This window comes from Parapedobacter luteus, assembly GCF_900168055.1.
Lineage (GTDB): Bacteria > Bacteroidota > Bacteroidia > Sphingobacteriales > Sphingobacteriaceae > Parapedobacter > Parapedobacter luteus.
The window spans coordinates 97,849-118,501 of record NZ_FUYS01000010.1 but is presented as its reverse complement, the minus strand read 5'-3'; the positions used below and the strand labels follow the sequence as shown (position 1 = coordinate 118,501).

General features: G+C 48.2%; 19 protein-coding genes and 1 riboswitch. Of the genes, 14 read left to right on the top strand and 5 right to left on the bottom strand.

Going from position 1 to position 20,653, the window contains the following annotated elements; translation table 11 throughout:
* Positions 1 to 7: 7 nt before the first annotated feature.
* The 4 genes from B5X72_RS16805 to B5X72_RS16790 form a co-directional block, all read right to left on the bottom strand.
* On the bottom strand, positions 8 to 634 hold the full coding sequence (locus B5X72_RS16805; protein WP_139378748.1) for a thiamine phosphate synthase: 627 nt from the start codon (positions 632 to 634) through the stop codon (positions 8 to 10).
* On the bottom strand, positions 618 to 2,486 hold the full coding sequence (thiC, locus tag B5X72_RS16800; RefSeq protein WP_079718080.1) for a phosphomethylpyrimidine synthase ThiC: 1,869 nt from the start codon (positions 2,484 to 2,486) through the stop codon (positions 618 to 620). Before thiC ends, B5X72_RS16805 begins: the two co-directional genes overlap by 17 nt.
* 20 nt (positions 2,487 to 2,506) lie before the next feature.
* On the bottom strand, positions 2,507 to 2,710 hold the full coding sequence (thiS, locus tag B5X72_RS16795) for a sulfur carrier protein ThiS (protein ID WP_170845577.1): 204 nt from the start codon (positions 2,708 to 2,710) through the stop codon (positions 2,507 to 2,509).
* A 42-nt stretch (positions 2,711 to 2,752) separates the two neighbouring features.
* Positions 2,753 to 2,857: riboswitch (TPP riboswitch) on the bottom strand.
* Positions 2,858 to 3,293: 436 nt separating this feature from the next.
* Entirely contained in the window at positions 3,294 to 4,355 is a 1,062-nt protein-coding gene (locus tag B5X72_RS16790) for an Mrp/NBP35 family ATP-binding protein (protein ID WP_079718078.1), read from the bottom strand.
* Between the two features lie 205 nt (positions 4,356 to 4,560).
* Between B5X72_RS16790 and B5X72_RS16785 the strand changes: the two genes are divergently transcribed.
* Both B5X72_RS16785 and hpt read left to right on the top strand, forming a co-directional pair.
* Complete coding sequence (locus tag B5X72_RS16785; protein ID WP_079718077.1) at positions 4,561 to 6,642, top strand: biosynthetic peptidoglycan transglycosylase; 2,082 nt, start codon at positions 4,561 to 4,563, stop codon at positions 6,640 to 6,642.
* Positions 6,639 to 7,178: a hypoxanthine phosphoribosyltransferase gene (hpt, locus tag B5X72_RS16780; protein WP_079718076.1), complete on the top strand. Its 540-nt coding sequence runs from the start codon at positions 6,639 to 6,641 to the stop codon at positions 7,176 to 7,178. Before B5X72_RS16785 ends, hpt begins: the two co-directional genes overlap by 4 nt.
* On the opposite strand, the gene B5X72_RS16775 is transcribed toward hpt, so the two are convergent.
* The gene (locus B5X72_RS16775) at positions 7,157 to 7,501 is read right to left on the bottom strand and encodes an MGMT family protein (protein ID WP_079718075.1); all 345 of its coding nucleotides are present in this window, start codon (positions 7,499 to 7,501) and stop codon (positions 7,157 to 7,159) included. The two genes, hpt and B5X72_RS16775, sit on opposite strands and share 22 nt — an antisense overlap.
* Before the next feature lie 145 nt (positions 7,502 to 7,646).
* Here B5X72_RS16775 and B5X72_RS16770 point away from each other — a divergent pair, with 145 nt between their 5' ends.
* From B5X72_RS16770 to recG, 12 genes are all read left to right on the top strand, one after another.
* Positions 7,647 to 9,038 (top strand): 3-keto-disaccharide hydrolase, encoded by a 1,392-nt coding sequence (locus B5X72_RS16770; RefSeq protein WP_079718074.1) that lies wholly within the window; start codon positions 7,647 to 7,649, stop codon positions 9,036 to 9,038.
* A 48-nt stretch (positions 9,039 to 9,086) separates the two neighbouring features.
* Entirely contained in the window at positions 9,087 to 10,064 is a 978-nt protein-coding gene (locus B5X72_RS16765) for a DUF4271 domain-containing protein (protein WP_079718073.1), read from the top strand.
* 10 nt (positions 10,065 to 10,074) lie between these two features.
* The gene (locus B5X72_RS16760; RefSeq protein WP_079718072.1) at positions 10,075 to 10,848 is read left to right on the top strand and encodes a uroporphyrinogen-III synthase; all 774 of its coding nucleotides are present in this window, start codon (positions 10,075 to 10,077) and stop codon (positions 10,846 to 10,848) included.
* A 341-nt stretch (positions 10,849 to 11,189) separates the two neighbouring features.
* The gene (gene porK / locus B5X72_RS16755; RefSeq protein WP_079718071.1) at positions 11,190 to 12,494 is read left to right on the top strand and encodes a T9SS ring complex lipoprotein PorK/GldK; all 1,305 of its coding nucleotides are present in this window, start codon (positions 11,190 to 11,192) and stop codon (positions 12,492 to 12,494) included.
* A 49-nt stretch (positions 12,495 to 12,543) separates the two neighbouring features.
* Positions 12,544 to 13,347: a type IX secretion system motor protein PorL/GldL gene (porL, locus tag B5X72_RS16750; protein ID WP_079718070.1), complete on the top strand. Its 804-nt coding sequence runs from the start codon at positions 12,544 to 12,546 to the stop codon at positions 13,345 to 13,347.
* A gap of 51 nt (positions 13,348 to 13,398) precedes the next feature.
* A complete protein-coding gene (gene porM / locus B5X72_RS16745; RefSeq protein WP_079718069.1) occupies positions 13,399 to 14,925 on the top strand; it encodes a type IX secretion system motor protein PorM/GldM in 1,527 nt (508 codons plus the stop codon).
* Positions 14,926 to 14,978: 53 nt separating this feature from the next.
* Positions 14,979 to 15,908, top strand: a complete 930-nt coding sequence (locus B5X72_RS16740) for a gliding motility protein GldN (protein WP_233632681.1) — start codon at positions 14,979 to 14,981, stop codon at positions 15,906 to 15,908.
* A 187-nt stretch (positions 15,909 to 16,095) separates the two neighbouring features.
* Complete coding sequence (locus B5X72_RS16735) at positions 16,096 to 16,962, top strand: cupin-like domain-containing protein (protein WP_079718067.1); 867 nt, start codon at positions 16,096 to 16,098, stop codon at positions 16,960 to 16,962.
* An 88-nt stretch (positions 16,963 to 17,050) separates the two neighbouring features.
* A complete protein-coding gene (locus B5X72_RS21155) occupies positions 17,051 to 17,191 on the top strand; it encodes a DUF6728 family protein (protein ID WP_317043121.1) in 141 nt (46 codons plus the stop codon).
* A gap of 46 nt (positions 17,192 to 17,237) precedes the next feature.
* Positions 17,238 to 17,621, top strand: a complete 384-nt coding sequence (locus B5X72_RS16730) for a RidA family protein (RefSeq protein ID WP_079718066.1) — start codon at positions 17,238 to 17,240, stop codon at positions 17,619 to 17,621.
* Positions 17,622 to 18,521, top strand: coding sequence for an EamA family transporter (locus tag B5X72_RS16725; RefSeq protein ID WP_079718065.1), 900 nt, complete (start codon positions 17,622 to 17,624; stop codon positions 18,519 to 18,521).
* Positions 18,522 to 18,546: 25 nt separating this feature from the next.
* Positions 18,547 to 20,652 (top strand): ATP-dependent DNA helicase RecG, encoded by a 2,106-nt coding sequence (gene recG / locus B5X72_RS16720; RefSeq protein ID WP_079718064.1) that lies wholly within the window; start codon positions 18,547 to 18,549, stop codon positions 20,650 to 20,652.
* Position 20,653 lies beyond the last annotated feature (1 nt).

Genomic DNA, 20,653 nt, shown 5'->3' with positions numbered 1-20,653 from the left:
ATCATTGTCAATTCATGGCCGATACCGGTCGCAGGGTCGCAGCCGCCGCTTGGTACGTCTCAAACCGTTGGAGTGGTTGCCCGCCCTTCCAGATATATCCCAGGGCGGCAGCAGCACCAAACCCATGTGACGACACGGCGGGTAGCCGTTCTGGCGTAATTCCGCCCAAAGCGACCCACAGCGTATTTCCTTGAGGCCGGTGGCTAGTCAGTAACGGCGCATTGCCCGGATAGCCCTTTTTGGAAATACTGTCAAACACCGGACTGATAAACGCACGGTCGGCCACCCGGGCAGCCGCCGAAACCTCCGCAGGTGTGTGCGTCGAACAAGACACCAACCCCTCAACGGGTGGCACCCCTTTTTCAAGCAGGACACCCAACGGAAGATGCACACCCAGCAGGCCGAATTCAGCAGACAACGCCATGTGCCCGTGGATAACGATACGTTTATGGAAATCGGCGTAGATTCTTCGCAACAGCGCCCGCATCTCGTATCGGCTCGATTGGGGCTTGCGCAGGTGAAGCCCGGATAAACCAGCTTCAAACATGCTGTTGAGCACATCGGCTTCTCCCGGAAAGAAATCTTCTTGCGTAATCACCAGCAGTTGCATACGGCCATCAAGAATAAAGTTCAAAATTATTTTCCCGAAATTCTTTCGCCTTCTCCTCCATCCCCTTTGCCCGGGCTTCCGCACTGTCTATACCATTGTCCTCGGCATATTTCCGCACATCTTGCGTGATTTTCATGCTACAGAAATGCGGGCCGCACATGCTGCAAAAGTGGGCCGTTTTGGCCCCTTCGGCCGGCAGCGTTTCGTCGTGATATTCGCGGGCCGTATCGGGGTCCAGCGCTAAGTTGAACTGATCCTCCCAGCGGAACTCAAACCGGGCCTTGCTCATGGCATTGTCCCGATGCTGCGCACCCGGGTGCCCCTTGGCCAAGTCTGCGGCATGTGCTGCTATTTTGTAAGTAATAACCCCGTCTTTGACATCCTTCTTATTAGGCAGGCCAAGGTGTTCCTTGGGCGTTACATAGCAAAGCATGGCGGTGCCAAACCAGCCGATCATCGCGGCCCCGATGGCCGAAGTGATATGATCGTAGCCCGGCGCAATATCCGTGGTAAGCGGCCCCAACGTATAGAATGGGGCTTCTTTACATGCGGCCAGTTGCTTATCCATGTTGGCCTTTATCATGTGCATCGGCACATGCCCCGGTCCTTCTATCATCACCTGCACATCGTGCCGCCAGGCGATTTCCGTCAGCTCACCCAAGGTATCCAGTTCGGCAAACTGCGCCTCGTCGTTGGCGTCGGCGATGGAGCCGGGGCGCAGGCCATCACCCAGGGAAAACGCCACATCATACCGCTTCATAATTTCGCAGATATCCTCGAAATGCGTATACAGGAAACTCTCCTGGTGATGGGCCAGGCACCATTTAGCCATAATAGACCCACCACGCGACACGATACCGGTTGTCCGTTTCGCCGTCAACGGCACATAAGGCAACCGCACCCCCGCGTGGATGGTGAAGTAATCCACCCCTTGCTCGGCCTGTTCGATAAGGGTATCCCTGAATATTTCCCATGTCAATTCCTCCGCTTTACCTCCCACTTTTTCCAACGCCTGGTAGATAGGTACCGTGCCGATGGGCACGGGCGAGTTGCGGATGATCCACTCGCGGGTTTCATGGATGTTTTTACCCGTGGAGAGATCCATCACCGTGTCGGCGCCCCACCGGATTGCCCACACGAGTTTTTCGACCTCTTCCTCGATGCTGGAGGTCACCGCCGAATTGCCGATGTTGGCATTGATTTTCACGAGAAAATTACGCCCGATAATCATGGGCTCCGTCTCGGGATGGTTGATGTTGGCGGGAAGTATTGCCCTGCCCAGGGCTATTTCCTGCCGGACAAACTCCGGCGTGATGAAGCCATCATGCACATGTGCGCCAAAATTCTGGCCTTTGTGCTGCTGCCACATCGCGTCGTCCTTGCGGTAACATTGCTCCAGCCGCTGGTTTTCGCGGATGGCGACAAACTCCATTTCCGGCGTAATGATACCTTGCCGGGCATAATGCATCTGCGACACGTTTTTCCCCGCTTTGGCCGCACGGGGTGTCGCACTATGCTCGAACCGCAGGTAGTTTAGTGCAGGGTCGGAAAGGCGCGATTGGCCATACGCGGAAGATACCCCCGGCAGCATGTCGGTATCGCCACGTCCGGCAATCCAGCGTTCGCGGATGCGGGGCAACCCAAGCCGCACATCGATATCGACATTAGGGTCGGTATACGGTCCGCTCGTATCATACACGGTTACGGGCGGGTTATCCTCCACCTCATTGCGGAAGCGGTCTGTGGTTTTGGAAAGCGAAATTTCACGCATTGGCACACGGACATCATGGAGCGTTCCTGACACATAGATCTTCTTTGATTGCGGAAATGGTGTCCGTGTGATGGTGGTTTCGTTAGGGAGCTTTTCGGTTTTCATATCGTTCTATTTTGGATGGGTTATCCCCCTTGGGCCGCTTTGATTACCATGATGCGATCCCGGGGTTCAAGGAGTTTGGTATTCCAATGGCTTTGTGGGATAATGGTTTCGTTGACCGCTACAGCCACGCCTTTGGCGTGTACAACGCCATAGGTGCGCAACACTTCCGAAAGTGGCGCCTCCGGTTTTGTAACAACTGTTTGGTGGTTAATAATGACTTCCATAGTGAGCATGTGTTAACATGCTTTAGGAAGCCACCAAGGTGTGAGGAATCCGTTACTTTTCCCTTCGCAGGCATTATCCTGAGCAGGTTATGAGGGTTATTCTCAGCCTCCCGCGTATTACCGCGGGAAACACCCCTAAAGCATTGGTGCCAAAGATAAGGTTTTTTTGGATAATGGCAACTGTTTTTCGGTCCAGGTATATCGTCCCTCATGGTCAGCGCGACAGCATGCTGGGCACTGCTTGGGTTCGGTAGCCGCGCCTGCATAGGTTACCCCTGCTGTACTTCTTCGCTACTTCTTATTTACACATACCTTACCTTTTATTCGATATTTATTCGGTGTTTATTCGGATCATGTTCGGAGCTTGCTCGGTTGTTAACCGAATAAACTAAAAAGAAAATGCAACTGATGTTCATACCATTATCCTGTTTCATGTAAATTTGGGGTAAGGTTGGTTTAAGTCATTAGTATGGAGACCTGCCTGAAGTCAGGCCGCAAACGGGACATCGCATCGGGGCCTTAGGATGGCGAAAAGCGGACAAAACTACACCATTTACACTATTAAGCGTACCGAAGGAGAGTGTTACCGGGCAGCTTGTACAATCGCCAGCCGCTGTGCTACTTTGCCGGCAATTTCAAGAAAAGCGGCACGTGCTGAACTGTTTTCGTCCAACATCACTGGCAAGCCATTGTCTCCGGAGTCACTGATGCTCTTCACCAACGGGATTTCGCCCAGAAACGGCGCTTCAAATCGTTCAGCCAAGCGTTTACCGCCGTCTTTGCCAAAGATGTAGTATTTATGATTAGGCAATTCTGCCGGCGTGAAGTAAGCCATGTTTTCGACAACGCCCAGCAGCGGAATATTGATGGCATCCATCAAGAACATGCCGATGCCACGAACGGCGTCTGCCAAAGCAACATGCTGCGGCGTAGTGACTATCACCGCTCCGGCGATGGGGAAACCCTGGGCTACGGTAATATGTACGTCGCCCGTGCCCGGAGGAAGATCAACTATCAGATAATCCAACTCGCCCCAGTCCGCATCATTAAACAACTGCTTGACGGCCGTACTGACCATTGGGCCGCGCCAAGGAACGGGCTGATTCGGATCGGTAAAGAACCCAATAGACAGTAATTTCAAGCCGTATTTTTCAATGGGCTCAATCTTCGTCTTGCCATCGGCTGTTTTGGAAGCCTTGGGATGCGCACCCTCCAGCCCAAACATGATGGGCAGCGATGGCCCGTATATATCTGCATCCAGGAGTCCCGTGCTGGCGCCGGTAGCTTGCAGGGCCAGCGCCAGATTAGCAGCGACGGTAGATTTACCTACCCCCCCCTTGCCAGATGCGACCAAAATAATATTTTTGATGTTGGCCAACTGGCTGTGCCTGGAGCCAACCACATTGGACGTCATATTGATGTCTACGGCAATATCTTTATCCACGAAGAGCGCGATGGCATTGCGGCAAGCATGTTCGATATGCCCTTTCAATGGGCATGCCGGGGTGGTAAGCACCACATCGAACCGAATTTTCGACGGCGTGATTTCCACATTCCGAATCATATTCAGCGTGACCAGATCCTTCTTCAGATCCGGATCATCTACATGGCTCAACGCATGCAACACTTGTTCTTTCGTAATCATCTCGTTTCTATCGCTGTTTGCAAGTACAAACCGAGCAAAAATAGTCATTTAAAACTAAATTTGGGCGTTCCCGCCGGCCTTAAAAGGAAAATTATCATACGAGGAAACTGCCAAACGCCAAACACAAACTTGCCATATCTTTGTTTTTAATGATATTTATCCCGTATTTAGGCACACAGAATAGACCGGTATTGTTACGAATTGTATGTTTAGGGAACTGTTAAATAAAATAACCAAACGGCAGCTTGTCATTGGAGGTATCATATTGGGCGTCGTCGTCGTGAGTGGCATCGTCGCTTTTGCGGTTGCATACCATAAGCGGGAGGCACTACTGGCATCTACCATTGCTCGGATACAATCTACATTAACCGACGAACATCAAATCGACCTCACGATAGGAAGGGCCTATTTTTCTGGGCTGACCACCGTCACACTTGAAGATGTAAAAGCTATCCCGCAAGGCAAGGACCAGCTGGCTGGCGTGAAATCAATTGCCGTAAGCGTAAAATTATTTCCCTTGATCACAGGTGACGTCAGGTTCGGCCGTCTACGTGTACACGACGCCCGCATCCAACTCGTCAAAAGAGACAGCATCGGGAATTACGATTTCCTTTTTAGGGAAGCGGATACCACGGCAACCTATACCTCCGAACTTACGGGGGATACGGAGGAGGGCAATCTTAATATGGCTAACACAGCCAACCGGATGCTCAACAACATACTTTATAAAATTCCTGAAGACATGGAGTTGCGTAACTTACTGCTGACCTATCGCGACGACAGTATTCAACAACGAATCAGCATTCCAAAGGCCGACATTGACAATGGTAGTCTCACCTCTGCCATCTTCCTCAATGACAACGAAGCGGCGTGGCAGGTTTCGGGGAAACTCAATCCGGGCAGACGACAGCTTTATGTAAAGGTACACGCCAACGGCCAGCAAATCGCACTGCCTTTGCTCGAGCAGAAGCTCGGCTTAAAATTGAGTTTTGACACGATCGAGACCCGCCTGCGGGAAGTGTACTGGACCAACAACGAATTCTTGCATATTAAAGGTGAGTGGGCGGTTAAAAACCTAACGGTCAACCATTGGCGTATCGCCCAAGAAGATGTTATCCTGCCCGATGCCCACGTCGATGCCGAGATCATCGTTGGTGATAGCGAAGTGGAGCTTTCCAAGGAATCAACCATAACCGTCAAGAAATTGCAAATCCACCCGTTTATCCGCTATACGGCGTTCCCAGACACCACTTACGCCATTGCGCTGGTAACTCCCGAGATGGACGCACAGGATCTATTTGATGCATTTCCGGATGGGCTTTTTGAATCATTAGAAGGCATACGCCTATCCGGCAAAATCCAATACAAGCTGGAAGCGTTTCTTGACACCAGCAATCCAGATAGTGTCCAGTTTAGTTCAAAAATGGAGCAAGAAGGATTTAACGTCAATGCATGGGGCAAGGCTAATATTCCGAAAATCAACACAACGTTTGTGTATACGCCCTATGAAGAGGGAAAGCCCGTGCGCGAGATTATTGTAGGCCCCGAAAATCCGAATTTTATTCCGCTTGCGGAGATTTCGCCAAACCTCAAGAACGCCATCCTGACTACGGAAGATCCTTCATTCTTTAGCCACAACGGCTTTGTTGAGGAGGCCATCCGGTCTTCCATTGCTATAAACTACAAGGAAAAAGCATTTAGACGTGGCGGCAGCACCATCTCCATGCAACTGGTCAAAAATGTATTCCTCAACCGCAATAAAACGATAGTACGCAAACTGGAAGAGATACTCATCGTATGGCTGATGGAAAGCACCCATGCAGTAAGCAAAGAACGGATGTACGAAGTCTACCTCAATATTATTGAATGGGGGCGCAATGTCTATGGCATCAGCGAAGCGTCGCGGTATTACTTCGGCAAACATCCCTCTCAGCTCTCCCTTGGGGAGAGTATTTATTTGGCGAGCATCGTCCCCAGACCTAAGACGGGCTTATATTCCTTCGCTTATGATGGCAGTCTTAAGTCATATATTTCTCCGTATTTCAGTTATATCGGCAATATTATGGCAAGGCGCGGTTTGGCACCTGCCGATTCCTCGACGAGCTATGGCTTTTATACCGTGCGCTTACGCGAAGCCCTGCGTCCGGAAAGACCGGCGGTAGACACCTTGCAGCTTCAGATGCCTGCTACCGACTTTGACGCTGAGTTGGAGGAAGTACGTGGCCTGTTGGATCGCATATTTAGCAAGGATAAAAAACAGGAAGAAAATCCGGAGGACCCGCAATGAAAGTAACCATCAATCAAAAAGAGTTCGAGCGCATCATTGACTACAACCAAATCAAGAAGCGGATCCGGCTTATCGGCATACAGCTCAATGTGGCATACGAGCATCAACACCCGATTTTTGTCGGCGTGCTCAACGGCTGTTTTATGTTCATGGCCGACCTGATGAAACAAATCCATATCGCCTGCGAGGTGTCATTCGTCAAACTTTCATCCTATGACGGTTCGGCCCGGCGGGATCAAGTAACGGAACTGATCGGCTTGGACGTCGACCTGGAGGGCCGGGATATCGTTATCGTTGAGGATATTGTCGATACAGGCAACTCCCTCAAGCATACCCTTGATTTGGTAAACAAACAAAACCCTGCCTCAGTAGCGGTGTGTACGCTGCTGCTAAAACCCAGTGCGGTGACCCATACTTTTGACAATATCGCTTATGTAGGATTTGAGATCGACAACGCTTTTGTGGTCGGATATGGGCTAGACTACCGAGGCCTCGGGCGGACGCTGCCCGATATTTACAAGGAAATCACTTCCTGAGGATCCCAGAAAACCGCACGGAAATTCACTATTCGGTCATCCACCACCTCTACCCCTTCGTTCTCGAGCAACTGTTGCATTAACGTTGAGCTTCCAAACGCCATTTTGCCACTCAGGACACCTATGCGATTGACCACGCGGTGAGCGGGCACGGGTGGATTGGCCCGGTGAGCAGCGCGCATTGCGTACCCCACCATCCGTGAAGACCCAGCAGCGCCCAATGAACGCGCAATGGCCCCATAGGAGGTCACCCGCCCTTCCGGAATTTGCCGGACAATTTCATACACCCGTTCAAAAAAGTTTGCCGTGCCTTTTATCTCCATACCTTGCCTACGACATCGTTTTCGTAAAAAAATCAACGTCATCCGTGCTGCAGCTCAAAAATTTAAGCTATAATTGAAAAAAAATCAATTATAATCAGCAGCAACAAAGCTAAACTATTTATTTGATTAACTTATCAATAGCATTATGAACACTTCATCATATGGCAAAAGCCGGCGGTTAAATGGTTTGTTTGCCGTCGTTTTGGCGAGCGCCGTGTCCGCCTCATGTACCACCTCAGCAACAAGTGATGGCTGGCAATCCTTGTTTAACGGTGAAACGTTGGAGGGATGGCGATCAGTGGGAGGCGAGGCCCCTTACGCGGTTGAAGACGGTGCTATCGTCGGAACAATGACTGCGGGCACACCCAATTCGTTCCTGATTACAGAACAGGAGTATGGCGATTTTATCCTTGAGTTGGAAGTAAAACTGGAAGGGGAAACAACCAATTCCGGCGTTCAGACGCGCAGCCATATCAATGAAAACGGCAACGGGCGAGTTTACGGAAGGCAGGTGGAAATAGACCCTACACCTCGGGCTTGGACAGGCGGCATTTATGATGAAGCACGCCGCGGTTGGCTTTATCCACTTGACTTGAATGAAGAAGCCAAAACGGCTTATAAAAAGGACGCTTACAATCATATTCGCATCGAGGCTATTGGCAATGAAACAAAAACATGGATAAACGACATCCCGGTAGCCCATGTGGTCGACACCATCGATGCCACCGGCTTCATTGGGTTACAGGTGCATAGCATTAACGACTCCTCGTTGGCTGGGAAAAAGGTCTATTTCAAAAATATCCGGATTCAAACCGAAAATCTGCAACCGAAGGATTTTCCGTCCGGCATCTACACCGTAAATTTGACACCAAATAGCCTCACAGCCTATGAAGAACAAAGTGGATACAAGCTGCTCTTCGACGGAACCAGCAATACCGGCTGGGTAGGTGCATATAAAGACACATTCCCCGTCAAAGGATGGGATATCAAGGATGGCAGCATTACGGTATTGCCCGCTGATGGCGGAGAGTCTACCAATGGGGGTGATATCGTGACCACCGAGCAGTTTAGTGCTTTTGACCTGTCGTTTGAGTTTAAGCTCACCGAAGGTGCCAACAGCGGCGTAAAATATTTCGTCACGCTTTCCGAAAAGAATACAGGGTCGGCTATTGGGCTGGAGTACCAAGTACTGGATGACGAGCGGCATCCGGATGCTAAAATGGGTAAAGACGGAAACCGTACACTGGCCTCGCTATATGACTTGATCAAGGCTAACAAAAGCAGCCGTTCGACACGTAATATCGGCGAATGGAACAAAGGCCGGATTGTTGTAGCACCGGACAACACCGTCACCCACTATCTCAACGGCGAAAAGGTCGTGCAATATGTACGCGGTTCGGACGAATATAAAAGATTGGTCAGCGAAAGCAAGTACAAAAACTGGGAGAATTTCGGCCAGGCAGACAAGGGGCATATTTTGCTACAGGATCACGGCGACCGGGTAAGTTTCCGCAGCATAAAAATCAAGAGCCTTTAAAACCATTGATTTTTGCCTAACTTTACTGCCTTTAATTTGATTATGGCAATGAAGTGGTTTGTATTGGTAGTCAGTTTTTGGTTTGTCCATGCCTATGCTGTTTTTGCCCATGCGCCAAATGCCTTACCGCAAGAGCCGCTGATCTTATCCGCACGTGATTCGACAAAGCAAGCGCAAATCGCTGAAAAAAAACGACTGGCTGACTCCATTGCACGTGTGCAGGACTCATTGCGTATGCAGTACATCGGTATGCCAGATCCTGAACGGCCCAACCAATTCGCTGATAGTTTGCGGGAGCTTTTGGTCGTGGAAAAAGGCGACTTCATAAGCTGGCTGGCATTTGCCCGTTCATTGGAAGAAGACATCAAGATAGACGACGAGAAGCCCCGTCGCGAGCCGTGGATTATCATGGCCATCGGCATACTCTTGCTTTTCCTCGGAATTGTGCGGGCTGCGTTTCCCAATGAAGTGGCATCCATCGTCCAAGCATTTTACAGCGATCGCATGTTATTACAAATCAACAAGGAAGACACCTTGTACAGTTCCTGGCCTTTTGTCTTTTTATATGTATTGTTTGGTTTTGCGCTGGGGCTGTTCCTCTACTTATGCAGTTTGTATTATAGCACGCATACCGGTTCCAACGGCATTGAGACCTTTTTCGGGATTTCCGTTTTTGTCATGGTATTGTTTATACTCAAAATTATCGCCACGCGATTTTTGGGATTTGTTTTTGATATGCAACGCCTCGTGCGTGAATATGTATCGATATTATATTTAAGTTATTTTAATGCTGCGCTGGTATTTCTGCCCGTTATATTAGTATTAAGTTTAGCTCCACAGAACCAAATGGTTTGGGTCATTCCCATGACGTTGATTGTCGTATCCTGTTTGTTCATTTTCCGGTTTGCAAAGACGGCTACCAACTTGCTAACCAATCACCGATTTTCAAAGTTTTATTTATTTATGTATCTTTGCTGCCTCGAAATCGCTCCAGTACTTATTTTGATAAAAGTACTCAGTAATTAAGGAAAAAAACATGCAAGTGTCAGAAGCAGATAGAGCAAAGAAAGTAAAAAGCATTTTAGTGACGTTGCCTAAGCCCGAGAACGAGAAATCACCATATTTCGCTTTGGCACAAAAGTATAACCTAAAGCTTGATTTCAGAGCCTTTATTCATGTGGAAGGTGTCCCCGCACGCGATGTCCGTAAAGAGCAGCGGATTAATCCCGCGGATTTCACTGCAGTCATCTTCACCAGTCGCAACGCTGCTGACCATTTCTTCCGCATTTGCGAAGAAATGCGCTACGACGTACCTGCAGACCTGAAATACTTCTGTCTTTCGGAAACCATCGCTTTGTACCTGCAAAAGTACATCCAGTACCGCAAACGCAAGATTTTCTTTGGCAAGCAAACAGCTAAGGATTTGGCCGATGTATTAAAGAAACATGCCAAAGAAAAGTTTTTATATCCATGCTCTGACGTAGCCAATGAAGAAACCTATAATTGGCTGCAGGAAAACGGCTATCAGGTCACACCCGCCGTGCTTTTCCGTACGGTGGTAAGCGATTTGTCCGATTTAAAAGACGTATTTTACGATATTATCGTCTTTTTCAGCCCGTCCAGCGTGCAATCCCTATTTGAAAACTTCCCCGACTTCAAGCAAAACAACACACGTCTCGCCGCCTTCGGATCCAGCACTCATCAAGCCATATTAGACAGGGGTTTGATCCTGGATATAGCAGCCCCAACACCCGAAGCGCCCAGCATGACCATGGCGGTTGAACAATACATCAAAATGGCAAACAAATAGGCCATTTCTCACGTGCTGCATTGCGCTGGGACGGCTTTTTTTAAAAATATCTTTCTCTTCGGTCGGGAAATATCATTTCTTTTAATAAATTTATGCCGTCGTTCTGATAGCGATTAGCGCAGAATTCCATCTACATAGAAAACGTTATTTTGAGCATGTTAGAAAAGATAATTACATTTGCGCCAATGAAGCAAACAAACGATTTGAAGATATTTTTGGTTTGAAATTTGCTATCATACGGGTTATTAATCATGGACTTTATGGATAAATCACGAAAATTGTTTGTAAAGTTAAAAACCATTAGTGACCATGGCATTCTGCTTATAATCAATAGAATCTAAATGAACAAAAGATATTTACTACTAGTTCCCATCTTCATATTCGTTATTTTCTCAGTTGGTTGTAGTCGTTCGGGCGGAGGTGAGTTGGTTGGCGTAAAACGTGAGCGTTTAAAAACCAACCGCGTTCCTCATGGGATGGTGCTCGTTCCAGGCGGCACATTTATCATGGGCCAATCGGATCAGGATATCACCTTTGCACAGGTTGCTCAAAACAGACAGGTTACCATATCGTCGTTTTACATGGACGATACCGAAATCTCCAACAGCGAATACCGGCAATTCGTCAATTGGGTTCGTGACTCCATTTTGATATACAATTTTTTACAGGATGACAATTACTTTGTACAGGTGGAGGGCACTAATGAACGATACATCGATTGGTCCAAAGTAAACAACGGCAAGCGCTCGTTATGGAATTCGAAGGACCAGGCCGTCCGTGAGCGCACGCGGCAAATGTACTATCAAGGTGAAGACCGCATTTTTGGGAAGGACGAACTTGATGTGCGTTTACTGCGCTATCATTATGAGTGGTATGACTTACGCGCTGCTACCGCTGCAAAAAACGATCCTACGAAAACACGTTCTGACTTTATCCGGCGTGACACCATTCTGGTGTATCCGGACACGACTGTCTGGCTTAATGATTTCAGCTATGCCCAAAATGAGCCCATGGTTGAGGGATATTTTTCACATCCTTCGTTTGACGAGTATCCTGTAGTAGGTGTCACCTGGCGCCAAGCCCAGGCTTTTAATACCTGGCGCTCCCGGCTTTTTGAGAATCACCAGCGGAGCCGGGGCGGAAATCGCGAAATCAGACAACCTTATATGCTGCCTTCTGAGGCAGAATGGGAATATGCGGCTCGAGGAGGCCGCGTCGGCTCACCATATCCTTGGGGAGGCCCTTCCGCACGGAATGCAAAGGGTTGTCTTATGGCCAATTTCAAGCCTGGAAGGGGGAACTACATTGACGACGGCGCTGCATATACCGCTCCCGTCTACTCATATTTCCCCAACGACTTCGGTCTGTACAATATGGCCGGCAATGTGGCGGAGTGGACTTCTTCTTCCTTCAATGAGTCTGCGTCCTCTTTTGTTCATGACATGAATCCCACCTATCGATATGACGCCAAACCAGGAGACCCCCAGTCTCTGCAGCGTAAAGTCATCCGAGGCGGCTCGTGGAAAGATGTTGGGTACTTTTTGCAAAATTCTGCACGTGCCTATGAATATCAAGATACCGCCAAATCTTATATCGGCTTTAGAAGTGTGTCGGCGTATCCGGGTGTAGATCCAATGAATAATTAACAAAACCATAATCAACTTTCAAACAACTTATTTTTATTTCAGTACTACCATGGCAGAAAAACGTAAATTTAAAGTAGGTATTAATAACATCGTATCCTGGGGAGCGACCGTGGTCATTATCGGACTCATGGCAAAACTACAGCATTGGCCGGCGGGGGACTGGTTAATTGTGTTGGGGCTTGGCACCGAAGCCGTGTTATTTTTTCTGTTAGGGTTTCAAACGGAAGAGAAAGATGTGGACTGGACACGGGTGTACCCGGAACTGGCCGAAGATTATAAAGGCGAACTACCTAAAGCTTCCGTTGCCGCATCACCCGTGTCAAATGTAGGCACTACCGCAGCACTTGACAAGATGTTACAAGATGCCCGAATAAGCCCCGATTTAATCGGAAACCTTGGCGATGGTCTGCGTACATTCGGCGAAAAGGTGGCTGCCATCTCCAATGTATCCGATGCATCGCTGGCAACCAGCCAGTTTACTGAAAAAATAAAAGGCGCAACCAATAGCTTTGATAAACTGAACGTCGCTTTTGAAAAGGCTTCCAGTGATTTGGCAAATATCGGCAGCGCCAGCACCGATGCCAAGACTTATCAAGAACAGGTAAATAAGCTTGCAACCAATCTGCAACAACTTAACGCGGTGTACGAGCTTGAGCTCAAAGAGTCAGGCAGTAAGCTGAAGAGCATCACCCAACATTATGACAGCATTGCACAAACACTGAAAAACTTCGGCGAATCGGCTACCGATGCGCAACAGCTCAAAGAGCAGGTGAGCCATTTGAATAAGAGCCTCGCCTCGCTAAATGCCATTTACGGCAATATGCTGGCCGCCATGAATCAACCACGCGTGTAATTTATTAGGTAAATAGCAACAACCCACAAACCGTAAACAGTAAATTACAACATGGCAGCAGGAAAACAGACCCCCAGGCAACGAATGATGGGCATTTTATACCTTGTCCTATTGGGATTGGTGGCGTTGAACGTAAGTGATTCTGTGCTCGATGCCTTCAAAAACCTTGAAATAAGCTTGGGTACTTCCACCAAAAACACACAGGAAGGTATAGACAATATGTTTAACGCCTTTAGGGCCACTAAATTGAAAGATGAGCCGGATCGGGCACAACCCATCTTAAACAAAGCAGAACAAGCTACCCAATTGGCCAATAACTTGTCCAATTATATCGATTCCTTAAAAACACTACTCGAGTTGGAAGGGGGCGGACAAAATGAAGCAACGGGAGATGTCAGAAAGCGCGACAACCTAAGCATCAGCCCCCGAATTATGATCAAACAAAAGGAAAAACGTGCAGAAAAGCTACGTAACCTTATCAATGAGACCCGCGAACAGCTACTTGCATTGTCCAACAATGAGGTGACATTTTCATTGGATGCCCAGGATCCACCTTCACGCGGCGGCATTCAAAAATCGTGGGAACAGGCAAATTTTGGCGATGGTATCCCGCTGACGGCGGCTATCACCGCTTTGGAAAAAATCAAAGCCGATGTTAAAAATGCGGAAGCGGCAGTTGTAAAACATATCTTTGGTGAGATGGACATGGCCGTGGTAAACTTAGACAGGTTTGCAGCCGTAGCGGTGGCGCCATCATCTTACATCATTCAGGGGCAGCCCTATACAGCCAAGGTGTTCTTGACTGCTTATGACTCGAAATCCAATCCTGAAATATTTGTAGGGAACAATGCGCTGCCGGTCACTGACGGTCAAGCCACATATTCGGTCAACACCTCCAGTGAGGGTGTCTTCAATTGGACGGGCACCATCCGCGTGAAGCAGACCGATGGTACCGTGAAGGAATACGTCACGGAGCCGCAAACATACCAAGTGGCTCGCCCGTCGGCCGTCGTGTCGCCGGATGCCATGAATGTGCTATACATTGGCGTTGACAACCCGATATCTGTCTCGGCTCCGGGAATTCCCAAAGAGAGCTTAGCGGTGAGCGGAGAAGGGGTCAGCGTATCCGGTTCAGGCGGTAAATACGTCGCCCGCGTGACTCAGCCTGGTACGGCAAGCATCAATGTATCGGCGAGGATAGGTGATCAAACACAATCCCTTGGTTCGACAAATTTCCGTGTAAAGCGCATACCCAAACCACAAGCTCGTGTAGCCGGTCGGTCAGGTGGGGCGGTGGCCGCCGCCCAAATCAAAGGGCAAAACCGAATTTTTGCCGCGCTTGATGACTTTGAGTTTGATGCCAAATTCAATATTTCGCGGTTTTCCATGTTGATACAAAAACCACGGGTCGATCCAATGGGTCCATACCAAGGCACCGACGGAACATTTTCCGGGCCAATGCAGAATGCATTGAGTTCGGTTTCGCCGGGTTCTTTTGTGTTTTTTTACAACATCATTGCGGTAGGACCTGACGGTATACAGCAAGAATTAGATCCAATTTCGTTCAGAATTAATTAACTTAGCGATTCAAGGAGGTTGTGATAATGAAAGTGTATGGTTTTTTGGTCTCAATGTTCGTTGCCGTTACGGCATCAGCACAACAGGGTAATCTTTCCAACAGTACTACCCCCATCCCAGCTGAAGAACCACCGGTAGACGGCTATTACGTCAAATCGGACATTTTGGGCAGGGAGGTTATACCCTATCCCATCATACGCCCCACGGACGTAGCTTATGTGAAACGGATATGGCGTGAATTCGATGTGCGTGAAAAGATGAATAGCCTCTATGCCTCTCCTAAATCCAGGCTTATCGATGTGATTATGGAAGCCGTACTGGCGGGCGAGCTGACGGCTTATGATCCTACGCCTACGGAGGACGACCCCACTGGTGACAGTTTCAAGACCCGCCTTGCTCCTGATCAAGTATTGGGCAGATTCGGTTCGGACAGCACGTTGGTTGAAGAGTTCGATGAAAATGGCAACGTAATTGCCTCCCACTTCGAGGCGGCATCATTTAATCCGGACGATATCGTTCGCTTCCGCATCAAGGAGGATTGGATTTTCGACAAACAACGTTCCGTATTCGAGCCCCGGATCATCGGGATTGCTCCGCTAATCACGCCAAAAGTTGATGAAATAACGGGGGGAGCCACCGGCGATTTCGGTGCAGGGGCGCCTGAGGATATTCCGGGTATGGGTAGCGCAGCAGCAAGCCCTTCGATAACGGCCGATGCTTATCCCGCTTTTTGGATTTATTTCCCGGAAGCCAGACACATTTTTATCAATAAAGAAGTGACATCGCGCCATAATGACGCAACCGGATTAAGTTACGACGATGTGTTCATCAAACGACTGTTTGCAAGTTATATTGTCAAACAATCCAATCCGGAGGATTTGCGTATCCGCGACTACATTGACAACGGCCTAGAACGCTTGTATGAGGCCGAACGCATCAAAAAGAGCCTCGTTGATTTTGAACAAGACTTGTGGTCTTATTGATTGTTGGCATGACAGAAAAGTGATCTTCGTCACACGGCACGGGCTTTTTTTATTTTTGGCACGTAAATCGTTATTAATCTTTTATAATGCGAATGTAAAATTGGTGTACACCATATTGGAGCATATGAAGATTTTCTAAGTTTGCATTCAAGCGTTTAACAGTAAGCTTTCAAACAGATATTAAGTCGTGCAACTAAAAAAAGTAGAAAAAATCTCCGGGATAAGCTCGGCTGACTTTATCAAAAACTACATGAACAAAGGCGTTCCTGTCATTTTGGACGACTTTGTCAGTAAAGATAGCCCCGCTTGGACAAAGTGGAGTTATGACTATTTCAAGGAAATAGCCGGAGATGCCCAGATTTCCCTTCATGGGCGGGAAGATGCTTCCAACGACCGGGCCGCCAGCGCGCCAGTCGCGAAGATGAAGTTTGGTGAATATTTGGATTTGATTGAACGGGAGCCAACCGATTTGCGTATTTTTCTGTTCAACCTGATGAAGTTGAAACCCGAGCTCAACCACGATCTGATTTACAACGATGTGACGGGAGGGAAAGTGTTAAAATGGCTGCCTTATCTTTTTTTTGGTGGCGAAGGTTCCAGCACACGCAATCACTTTGACATTGACATGTCCCATGTTTTCCTTACCCAGTACAAGGGTATTAAGAAAATTTGGCTATTCCCGTTGGAGCAATCCGATCTGATGTACAAACTGCCCTATAACTTTCACAGCATCGCTAACCTCAAAACCCCCAATTACGAAAAATTCCCGGCATTGAGGTTTTTGAACGGGTACGAAGCCGAGATACATCCCGGCGAAACATTATTTATGCCTTCCGGATGGTGGCATTACATCCAATACGTCACGGAAGGCTATTCCATTAGCGTAAGGGCACTACCGTCAAAAGTATATGATAGGTGGCGTGGATTCCGCAACCTGGTCATCACCCGTAACTTTGACAATACCATGCGGAAAATTTTTAAAGATCGCTGGTTTAATTACAAAATCAGCACGGCCAACAAACGTGCGGAAAAGGCCCTCCGAAGAGTAAAATAAGCGCTGACTGCTATCAAGGAAAAACAACCACTTTGGCGCTTCCAAAGTGGTTGTTTTTTTCCTCCCGCTGCCGTAACTTCGTAGCACCATGTATTTTTTCAGAAAAAAAGATCCAAATCGGCCCGATAGCTTCAATCTCCGGGTCATGCATGCGATAAATGCAACAGCCATCATCCTGTTTTTGCTGGCTATTCTATACAAAATTATATCGCATTTTTTTTTTCGTTGAAGATGAGCCAAAAAATTCATCTCATATATCTTATACAGCTATGTCTATGCACAAGGAAATAATCAACACCACGCAAGCACCGGCACCTATTGGCCCCTACAATCAAGCCGTTAAGGCCGGCAACACCCTGTATGTCTCTGGTCAAATTGCCCTTTCGCCCGATACGGGATTGTTGGTCCAAGGTACGGTGTCCGATGAAGCACATCAGGTGCTCAAAAACATCAATGCGGTGCTCAATGCGGCGGGCTATAGCTTCGCCGATGTTGTAAAAACCACCATCTTCCTCCGCGACATGGATGATTTTGCCGCAGTTAATAGTGTTTATGGGGAATATTTTACCGAGGAGGCCCCGGCACGCGAAACGGTGGCCGTAGCAGGATTACCCAAAAATGTCAATGTAGAAATTTCCGTAATTGCCTATAAAGAGTAGATGCAAGGCCGTATAAAGTATTTTTCGGCGGCATTTTTTGCTGCCGCGCTCTGGGGCTTCATGTCCATTCCCTTGCGTGCTATCAAAGCATGGCCAGCGGGCGATATCCTGTATTACCGCATTTTTGTTTCGGTGTTCTTTATTTGGCTATTCATCTTCGCGTTCCGAAGACGTCAGCTACGAGCAGACGTCAAGCATATCAGACAGCTATCGCCGGCAAAGCGGAAACAACTGGGATGGCTCATGTTTATCGCTTCGTTACTCATCATGGGCAACTGGTTTGCGTTTATCTATGCGGTCAATCACGTGAGTATCCAATCGGCGGCCTTTGCCTACCTGGTATGCCCTTTGATCACCACCTTAGCCGGATTCCTCATTCTCAAGGAGGGCCTGTCTACGATTAAAAAAGTGAGTATCGGTATCGCCTTTATCAGTGTTGCGATGTTGGCTCGGGGTTCTTTTTATGAAGTTTCGTGGTCTGTTGGTATCGCTTCCTTTTATGCCTTGTACTTGGTTGCCCAACGGATCATCCAACAGGTAGACAAATTGAACGTTTTGGCGGCCCAACTGACGATATGCAGCTTGCTTATCGTGCCGCTGTTGCTTTGGCAGCAACATCCTGTGCCGCTTGATCCAAAATTTTGGTTGAATATTATCATCATTGCCATCATATTTACCATTATTCCGCTGTACATGAGCATGTATGCGCTTAACGGCCTATCCTCATCTACGGTAGGTATTATGATCTACATCAATCCGATTATTGCGTTTGTCGTGGCCGTCGTCTATTTTCATGAACATATCAATACGCATCAATTATTGGCTTACTGTGTGCTGTTGATGGCGGTATTCTTATTTAATTGGGGTGCACTTCGAAAGGTTTTTCATAAATTCGCATAAAAACCGTTGAAAACTTAAGACCGTTGTGGCATCATTCAGCACCATAACTCCCATCGAATACTTAAAAGGCGTCGGCCCCAACCGCGCCGAAGTACTTAAAAGCGAATTGGGTATCCATACATTTGGTGAATTGCTACAGCATTACCCTTTCCGCTACATCGATCGCACACAGTTCCACAAAATCCAGCAACTGCAGCCCGATATGCCGGCGGCACAGGTTATCGGTCGCTTGATCCATCTTGAAGAAGTGGGCGAACGCCGGGGAAAACGCCTAATCGGGCACTTTAAGGATGATACCGGCGCCATGGAATTGGTCTGGTTTCAAAGCATTGGCTGGCTCAAAAAATCACTCAAAGTCGGTGCAGCCTATATCATTTATGGGAAACCAAACGTATTCAACAACCAGCTATCCATAACCCATCCGGAAATGGAACTTTACCATCCGGGTGCCAAGCAGGCTGGCAATATGAGCTTACAGCCGGTCTACAGTTCGACCGAGAAGCTCAAAAAATTTATGCTTGACAGCCGGGGTATCCAAAAGCTACAAGCGGCGTTATTGGAGAGCATTGCCCACCACCTGCAAGAAGTATTGCCCGATTATGTACTGCAAAAACATCGACTTATGCCGTTGCCCAACGCACTGGTGGCCATCCATTTCCCCCGTGATCGACAGGCACTCGCCCAAGCCACCCGTCGGCTCAAGTTTGACGAACTGTTTTTCATTCAATTGAAGCTCCTAAAAAATAAGCTGCTCAATACCCAAAAATTCAGGGGACACCGGTTCGACGTAGTGGGCCGCCGCTTTAACACGTTTTACAGCAAACATCTCCCCTTTTCGCTTACCAATGCTCAAAAACGCGTAATCAAGGAAATTCGGAAGGATACTGCTTCAGGCGCACAGCTCAACCGCCTCGTGCAGGGCGACGTAGGCAGCGGCAAAACAGTGGTTGCATTGATGAGCATGCTGCTGGCGGTAGACAACGGTTTCCAGGCATGTCTAATGGCCCCAACCGAGATACTTGCCCAGCAACACTACAACAGTATCAAAAAACTATTGGGCGATAGCGTTGCTTCCGTACAACTGCTTACCGGTTCGGTTGCTAAAAAAGACCGTAAGACTATCCACGCGCAATTGGAGGATGGCTCACTGGATATCCTTGTGGGCACCCATGCCCTGATTGAAGATTCCGTGCGTTTCAAAAATCTGGGGTTTGTTGTAATTGACGAACAGCATCGTTTCGGTGTGGAGCAACGGGCCAAGCTCTGGCGTAAAAACCATACCCCTCCCCATATGCTTGTGATGACAGCTACCCCTATCCCCCGTACTTTAGCCATGACCTTGTACGGTGATCTGGACCTATCGGTCATCGACGAGCTGCCTGCAGGGCGCAAGCCCATCAAAACCTTGCATCTTTATGAAAGCAGCCGCTTGCGCATGTTTGGTCTCATGAAAGACGAGATTGCAAAGGGAAGACAGGTCTATATCGTCTATCCACTCATCAAGGAAAGCGAAAAAATGGATTTACTGTACCTCGAAGCGGGGCTGGAAACCCTCATGAAAGAATTTCCACTACCCCAATACCGCATCAGCATTGTGCATGGCAAAATGCCGGTAAAGGATAAAGAATTCGAGATGCAACGATTTATCAAAGGTGAAACCCAAATCATGGTTGCAACAACGGTGATCGAGGTAGGCGTGGATGTCCCAAATGCATCCGTGATGATCATTGAAAATGCTGAGCGCTTCGGACTATCACAATTGCATCAACTACGGGGGCGTGTAGGGCGCGGTGCCGAGCAATCCTATTGCATCCTGATGTCCGGCCAGAAGCTCAGTAAAGAGAGCAGACTTCGCCTGGAAACCATGGTACGCACCAATGACGGGTTTGAGATTGCCGAAGTTGACCTCCAGCTACGCGGCCCCGGCGACATTACGGGTACGCAGCAAAGCGGAATATTGGATTTGAAACTGGCGGACCTCACCACCGATCAAGCACTATTGAATGAAGTACGCAACAGCGTCATCCACATTTTAGAAAATGACCCCAAACTAACCAAACCGGAAAATATCTTGCTACGGGAATACCTCACGGAAAGCGAACCAACCATTGCTTGGGAAAAGATATCTTGAA

Coding starts and splice junctions, on each gene's coding strand:
- thiC (WP_079718080.1), bottom strand. CDS start 2,486: ATGAAAACCGAAAAGCTCCCTAACGAAACCACCATCACACGGACACCA.
- thiS (WP_170845577.1), bottom strand. CDS start 2,710: ATGGAAGTCATTATTAACCACCAAACAGTTGTTACAAAACCGGAGGCG.
- B5X72_RS16790 (WP_079718078.1), bottom strand. CDS start 4,355: ATGATTACGAAAGAACAAGTGTTGCATGCGTTGAGCCATGTAGATGAT.
- B5X72_RS16785 (WP_079718077.1), top strand. CDS start 4,561: ATGTTTAGGGAACTGTTAAATAAAATAACCAAACGGCAGCTTGTCATT.
- hpt (WP_079718076.1), top strand. CDS start 6,639: ATGAAAGTAACCATCAATCAAAAAGAGTTCGAGCGCATCATTGACTAC.
- B5X72_RS16775 (WP_079718075.1), bottom strand. CDS start 7,501: ATGGAGATAAAAGGCACGGCAAACTTTTTTGAACGGGTGTATGAAATT.
- B5X72_RS16770 (WP_079718074.1), top strand. CDS start 7,647: ATGAACACTTCATCATATGGCAAAAGCCGGCGGTTAAATGGTTTGTTT.
- B5X72_RS16765 (WP_079718073.1), top strand. CDS start 9,087: ATGAAGTGGTTTGTATTGGTAGTCAGTTTTTGGTTTGTCCATGCCTAT.
- B5X72_RS16760 (WP_079718072.1), top strand. CDS start 10,075: ATGCAAGTGTCAGAAGCAGATAGAGCAAAGAAAGTAAAAAGCATTTTA.
- porK (WP_079718071.1), top strand. CDS start 11,190: ATGAACAAAAGATATTTACTACTAGTTCCCATCTTCATATTCGTTATT.
- porL (WP_079718070.1), top strand. CDS start 12,544: ATGGCAGAAAAACGTAAATTTAAAGTAGGTATTAATAACATCGTATCC.
- porM (WP_079718069.1), top strand. CDS start 13,399: ATGGCAGCAGGAAAACAGACCCCCAGGCAACGAATGATGGGCATTTTA.
- B5X72_RS16740 (WP_233632681.1), top strand. CDS start 14,979: ATGTTCGTTGCCGTTACGGCATCAGCACAACAGGGTAATCTTTCCAAC.
- B5X72_RS21155 (WP_317043121.1), top strand. CDS start 17,051: ATGTATTTTTTCAGAAAAAAAGATCCAAATCGGCCCGATAGCTTCAAT.
- B5X72_RS16730 (WP_079718066.1), top strand. CDS start 17,238: ATGCACAAGGAAATAATCAACACCACGCAAGCACCGGCACCTATTGGC.
- B5X72_RS16725 (WP_079718065.1), top strand. CDS start 17,622: ATGCAAGGCCGTATAAAGTATTTTTCGGCGGCATTTTTTGCTGCCGCG.